The 6,103-nt window shown below is 58.8% G+C and carries 3 protein-coding genes; all 3 read left to right on the top strand.

What is annotated here, in order from left to right; translation table 11 throughout:
* Window positions 1–854 precede the first annotated feature (854 nt).
* The 3 genes from recJ (at window position 855) to VB780_RS31150 (ending at window position 5,948) form a co-directional block, all read left to right on the top strand.
* Window positions 855–4,229, top strand: coding sequence for a single-stranded-DNA-specific exonuclease RecJ (gene recJ, locus VB780_RS31160; protein ID WP_323355085.1), 3,375 nt, complete (start codon window positions 855–857; stop codon window positions 4,227–4,229).
* 79 nt (window positions 4,230–4,308) lie between these two features.
* Window positions 4,309–5,259, top strand: coding sequence for a zinc-dependent metalloprotease family protein (locus VB780_RS31155; protein WP_323355084.1), 951 nt, complete (start codon window positions 4,309–4,311; stop codon window positions 5,257–5,259).
* A 5-nt stretch (window positions 5,260–5,264) separates the two neighbouring features.
* Window positions 5,265–5,948: a hypothetical protein gene (locus VB780_RS31150; RefSeq protein ID WP_323355083.1), complete on the top strand. Its 684-nt coding sequence runs from the start codon at window positions 5,265–5,267 to the stop codon at window positions 5,946–5,948.
* The last annotated feature ends 155 nt before the right edge of the window (window positions 5,949–6,103 follow it).

The raw sequence follows: 6,103 nt of genomic DNA, 5'->3' as shown, positions 1-6,103 counted from the left end.
AATTTAATCCTTGACAGGAACCTTGGCTTTGTTTCTAGACTATGTAGTTGTCGAGGTTCGCTGCTAACCCTCGGTCAGTGGCACCAGTGCGGTGCGCTTCCCTCAGGCGCTTTACTAATATAAGGCGGATAAAGGGAGGTGTCAATACCCTTCGATGGAAATTTTTTCGGCAGGGCAAAAACCCCGGCAGCAGAGGGTTCTAGAGCCTGATGGGGGATGGTAGGCCTGGTTCTCTCAAAAATTCGTCCCAAAATTCTCTTCCCGGATACTGTATCTAGAAATCTGGGGGCTAAAAGACACACAGCTGACAAGGCACCAACAGTGTGACGGAAACACCTATACCCGTAGGTCGGTAGCCTTGAAGCAAGCTCAGAGCAATCCGCGATTGGACAGTAGCGGCAATTTTGAAGTTCTACGTCTGTTGGAATCGACAATTCACTGGCTGATGTTGTCGATGTGTTTTTATCTGATGGGCGGGGCGCAGGTTGTTCTATATCTATTGTTAGTTTACTGATGCGCTCGGTATGGGCTCCAGATAGGGAACAAGGCGCGTCGCTCATCATGGTGGCAATCGCTGCTTATTGGATGTCTAGTAAACCGAGCGCAATCCCAAGATTGGGGCGGTGACCAGCGGCTGGGGAGGGCTCAGCACCTGCTGAGAGGAATATGTTAAGGATGATTGTTGTCAGGCCATGGCTCAACCGGGGGGCGGATGCGGTTGGCTTTCGTCTTCTATACCTGTCATAGTGCCTTAAACTAGCTGGGTTATGAATGCCTGCTGTGGCTGACCCTGGTTTAACCATAGCGAGGAACTCCCGCTATGATAAGTTCACATGATCTAGTGCTCCTGTACTGTGACTGAGTCTGCTACGGCCCCCTCCACTCCTTCTATAGCCGTAACGGCTGGCCTGCCCCGCCAGCGGTGGCAGGTGGCTACGCCAAATGCGCCGTTAGCAACATCTTTGGCCCAGGTTACGGGGCTGTCGCCGTTGCTGACTCAGGTGTTGATTAACCGGGGCATTACTACCCCGGCACAGGCGACCGATTTTCTTGACCCTGAGCGGCAGCAGTTGCCGTCGCCTTTGACGGAGTTTCCAGATCTGGCGGCAAGTTTAGAGCTATTGGTAGAGGCGATCGCAACGCAGCAGGCGATCGCCATCTGCGGTGACTACGACGCTGACGGTATGACCAGTACGGCTCTGCTGCTGCGGGCCTTGCGGGCGCTGGGCGGGCAGGTGAGCTATACCATTCCTAGCCGCATGGCCGAGGGCTACGGCATCAACACCCGCATTGTGGAAGATTGCTATGCGGAGGGTGTCAGCATCATTCTCACGGTGGATAACGGTATTGCGGCGGTGGCCCCGATCGCCCGGGCGAGGGAGTTGGGTCTGTCGGTGATTGTCACCGACCACCACGACATTCCGCCTGAGGTTCCGCCGGCCAACGCGATTTTGAACCCCAAGCTGCTGTCCGAGACCTCTCCCTACCGGGGGGTGGCGGGGGTGGGGGTGGCCTACATTCTGGCCGTGTGTCTGGCCCAGGCGCTGGGTCGCACCCAAGATTTGACTGGGCCGTTGCTGGAGCTGTTTACCCTAGGCACCATCGCCGATCTGGCTCCGCTGACGGGGGTAAACCGCCGCTGGGTACGGCGAGGGCTGGGACTGCTGCCGCGATCGCGCCTCTTTGGCATTCAGGCATTGATTCAGGTAGCCGGGCTGGCCGACCAGAGCAAGCCGCTGAAGCCCGAGCACATTGGCTTTCGCCTGGGGCCGCGCATCAACGCCGTGGGCCGGATCAGCGAACCGCAGATTGTGATCGATCTGCTGACGACAGATGACGTGGGGGTGGCGCTGGAGCGGGCGATGCAGTGTGAGCAGATCAACGGCACTCGCCAGGATCTCTGCCAGAGTATTGAGCAGGAGGCGATCGCCTGGTGTGAGCAGCAGCGGACGCTGGGCACGGTGGATATTGAGCGCGATCGCGTTCTTGTCGTTGTACAACCCGGCTGGCACCACGGCGTGATTGGCATTGTGGCTTCGCGGCTGGTGGAACGATATGGCGTGCCGGTGTTCATCGGCACCTACGAAGATGACGACCACCGGGTGATTCGCGGGTCGGCGCGGGGCATTCCAGAATTTGACGTGTTTGCCGCTCTGCAAACCTGCCACGACCTGATGGAGAAGTTTGGCGGCCACCGGGCAGCGGGGGGCTTTTCGTTTTTGGCCAATCGCCTGCGCCAGGTGACCTCGCGTCTCTCCCACTACGCCTGTGAAACCCTTTCTGTGGATTTGCTTAAGCCCCTAGTTAAAATCGACAGCCAGGCAAGGCTGAGCGATATTCACCAGGGGCTTTTCGACCAGATCGACCACCTGCACCCCTGTGGCATTGAGAACCCTGATCCGGTGTTTTGGACGCCCAACGTGCGGGTGCTAGAGCAGCAGACTGTGGGCCGCAACCGCGATCACCTCAAGCTGGTGCTGGCGGAAGAGGGGGGCGAGACGATCAAGGCGATCGCCTGGCGCTGGGGCGAATATTACCCCCTGCCCAATTGCCTCGATGTGGCCTATAAGCTGAAGCAAAACGAATGGCAGGGCACCACTACGGTGGAGCTAGAGCTAGTGGGGGTGCGATCGGCGGCGGGGGCAGAACCCACGAGCACTATGGCCAAGGATCCATCAGGCGTGCCGCTACCGACCCGCCTAGAGCTGACTCTGCCTAAGCTATCTAGGCCTGTTCCGCTGACAAGTCCTCTGGCGAAGAGTGAGGAGGAAGGAGGGCTGCCAACGGCGCGCGTTTCCGAGATCCCTATAGACACAGCAGATACGCTAATTGCAGAGCAGGAAGTAGAGGCGGCTATCCCTCAGCCCGCCGCACCGCCCGCTACCCCAGATGCGATTCCGGAACGGATACTCGTTCCGAGTCGGTTCCCGAACGCTTCGCGAATCGCTCCATCGACTACGGATGCCGCCGATTTTACCTACAGTAACCGCCGCTACTCCGCTACGACTAAAACGGCCTCAGACACCACCACCCTCACCATCAGCAATCCCGAGGGCCAGCGGTTAGTCGTCAATCGGGGCGACCAGCAGGGCTGGCTCTACCTGCCGGGCGAATCGGCCAAGCCGGTTGACCTCAGCGAACCCCACTACGGCAACCTGGTGCGAGCCGGGGCAGCGACGGTAGAACTTCATCAGATGGCACAGCGGCTGGCGGCAGCCGAGGCCGAGCTAAGCGAGAAGGAGGTTTTGCTGGCAGAACGGGATGCTTTACTAGCCGAACAGAACGTTCTGATGGTTCAAAAAGAGTCTCAACTAGCCACATTAAAAGCTGAGAATGCGGCTCTACTAAAGGCCCAAATACAGGTAAGTCAGCCCCAGCCTGCACCACGACAGGACGATCCCGTTCAGTCAGAAAAGGCGATTTTTGTGGCAACTCAGACCCATTCCACGTCAGTTCAGCCTTCTCGGGTCTCTAAGGCCTCAACAGACGCGTCGCCTCGGTCGGCGAAGGTTCAGCCCGTATCGCCCGTTCAGCCATCCCCATCGCCCGTGGCAGAACCGCCAGCCGCTACGAAGGCCGCAGCTTTGCCCCTGAAGCTCGACGACGCTAAGCAGCAGGTGCGCCAGAGTTTGAGCGATCGCGTCTGGTTTTGCCTCAGCCCCGACAGTCAGAGAGACTTGGCTACGGCAGTAGCCCACCTGTCCACCGCCAGCGGCCCCACAGCCGATGCCACGGCCGTAGGCGGGCTCGCCACGGTGCTTGAGCGCGAGCTGTTGCAGCCTCTGCTAGCCGACTTTGCCAGCTATGGCGATCAGACCGGCGATCGCGACCTAGCTTCCTTAGCTAGCGATTTAGCCCAGGCGGCGAGTCTGGCAGCGCTGCCGCCGCTGCTGAGCGAAACCTGGCGATCGCTGACCGCCAAAGCCCTAGCCGCCGCCAGCAAACCCCGCAAAGCGCTGCACGAAACCACCCACGCCGACACCAGCGAAACCCCCTTTCCCATTGACGATAGCCACCGGGTCATGCTCGACGAATTTCTTCAAGGATGGGATCACCCCATAGCTCGCTGGCTGACTGGGGGTGGGGCAGAGGCCGCCTCCGACCTGGCCCAAGTGGCCCAGTTGCAGCGAGCTAGCAATAATTTGCCCCTGTGGCAAGGGCAAATGCTGCAACATTTAGTACTGGGTCAGCGTCAAAAAAAGGGAATTTTACAGAAAGTTTTTGGATGATCTCCCTGATCCTACGGTTGCTCAGGGTATGGTGTTCTGAAAGCTTTCCTCCGCCCTGGATCTATCGTCTTTGCCCCCGATGGTCAACGTGCCTTTTAAGCCCCAGTTTTTGCTTGTCTGCGGCCTCTCGGCGGCTCTGGTGTCTTGCACAGGCGAGGGACAGGGCAGCAGTGGCCCCACTCGGTTCGTTAGCATTCAGCCGATTCAGGTGTGCGACGACTTTGGTATTTTTTGCGCCGACCTAGCTACTTTTGAAGAGGCCACCCGCAAGATCTGGGCCCAGGCCAACCTCGATGTCAGCTTTTTGGCCCCTAACCGGCTCAACGCCAGCCGCTTTCTCACCATTGACAATCAGAACGAGTTTTCAGAACTTGCCTTTGCCGGTGGGGCCGGAGCCTTTGGGCGCAGCCCGCTCTCGACTCGCACCTCTGGCCCCATCAATATGTGGTTTGTGGAGAGTATCTTCCCCTTTGAAGGGTTTGAAACCATTGGTCTGGCGTGGATTGACCAAAACGGCGTTTTGATTGACGACAGCATTCTCGACTTTAACAACGGCCTTGGCCGTCTCGACACGGTGGCCCACGAAATTGGCCACAACCTGGGCCTGACTCACTCGGGATTTGGAGCCGGTGGGGCAAACAACCTGATGACGGACGGCGGCTTTCGCAATTCGCCTAGCTCCCTCGACGACATTACCCCTGACGGGGCGCGCTTAGACCAGCTCACCAACCGCCAAATTGATGAAGTCCGCGACAGCGGCTTTACCCGCACCACGCCCAACCTCACTGGTGACCGAGCCCCTGGGGATCTACCTACAACGCTGCCGGCCTTAGCTGATGCAGCGCCTGATGCTTTACCGTGGGTAGCTCCGCCCAAAGTAACGCCGGTAACCGAACTGGCCCTCTTGCCCCAGGCCGCTTTTGCCGCGACGCCCCAAACTCCCCAACCCATCCCCAACGGCCCGGCAATGACGCTGCTGACGGCAGGGCTGCTGGCAGGCTATCTGCGATGGCAGCCTCGGAAGCAATGATAGTGATGCTGATTGGCTGGCTGCTGGTAGCTCAGGGGGCAATGGCTACGACGAACGGGGCGATTCGCGAAGCAATCCGTCCCGGAATCGCCTTCAGTGAGACTGCACTGGCTACCGTCACTCAGCCGTCTTCCGGCCTGGCTTGGGTTAGCTTGAGCGCTCCGACTAGTTTCGTCCTTCTATCGCAATCGCTGCCCGTGCTTGGCCAGGATGCTATTCCTTACCCACCGATACTGCGCTATGAAACGTCGCCCGCAGGCAACTACCACCTGATTCTGACGCTGGAGCCAGATGCCGCCGGTAGACGACACACTACCGCTAGCCTGTTTGAGACCCTGGGCGATCGCTGCCAGCAGGTCTGGTCACAACCCCTGCCCCACAGCTACGGCCCCCGCCTGGCCTTAGTAAATAACGCCGGTACCGTGGTGCTCCTAGACGACTGGATAAATGTGGCTAGCCCCCGTGCCATTGTGCTCATGGGGATAGACGGCGAGGTCAAGGCTCAGCAAGGCTTTGACGAGATTGTCGAAGTTACTGGCCAGTCGCGGGCGGAGGTGGTGGATCAAGCTACCCAAGGGTTTTGGCTAGCTGGCACCCCCGAGCTGAATCGCAATGGCACTCAACTGTCTATCCCCACCGCCGGAGGATGGCTCACCCTCGATTTGGCGACAGGAGAAATGGGGTTCTAGGGGTGTGTATGCCCGCACCAACCCCTAGGGATCGTGGATTGAATAAGGTGTAATACTGCGGGTTGGGCTCCTAAGCTAGAGAGGTAGCGAGAGGAGCGGATAGATGATCACCCCCTACCCTGCCCCAATTGAAGCTCAAATGCAACGGTACTATC

Source organism: Leptolyngbya sp. CCNP1308 (assembly GCF_034932455.1).
Taxonomy (GTDB): domain Bacteria; phylum Cyanobacteriota; class Cyanobacteriia; order Phormidesmidales; family Phormidesmidaceae; genus Nodosilinea.
The sequence above is the reverse complement of the archived record's forward strand: the minus strand, read 5'-3'. Positions and strand labels throughout refer to the sequence as shown.

Bases quoted from the DNA above. Each gene is read 5' to 3' on its own strand.
- VB780_RS31150 (WP_323355083.1), top strand. From the start codon at position 5,265: ATGCTGATTGGCTGGCTGCTGGTAGCTCAGGGGGCAATGGCTACGACG.
- VB780_RS31155 (WP_323355084.1), top strand. From the start codon at position 4,309: ATGGTCAACGTGCCTTTTAAGCCCCAGTTTTTGCTTGTCTGCGGCCTC.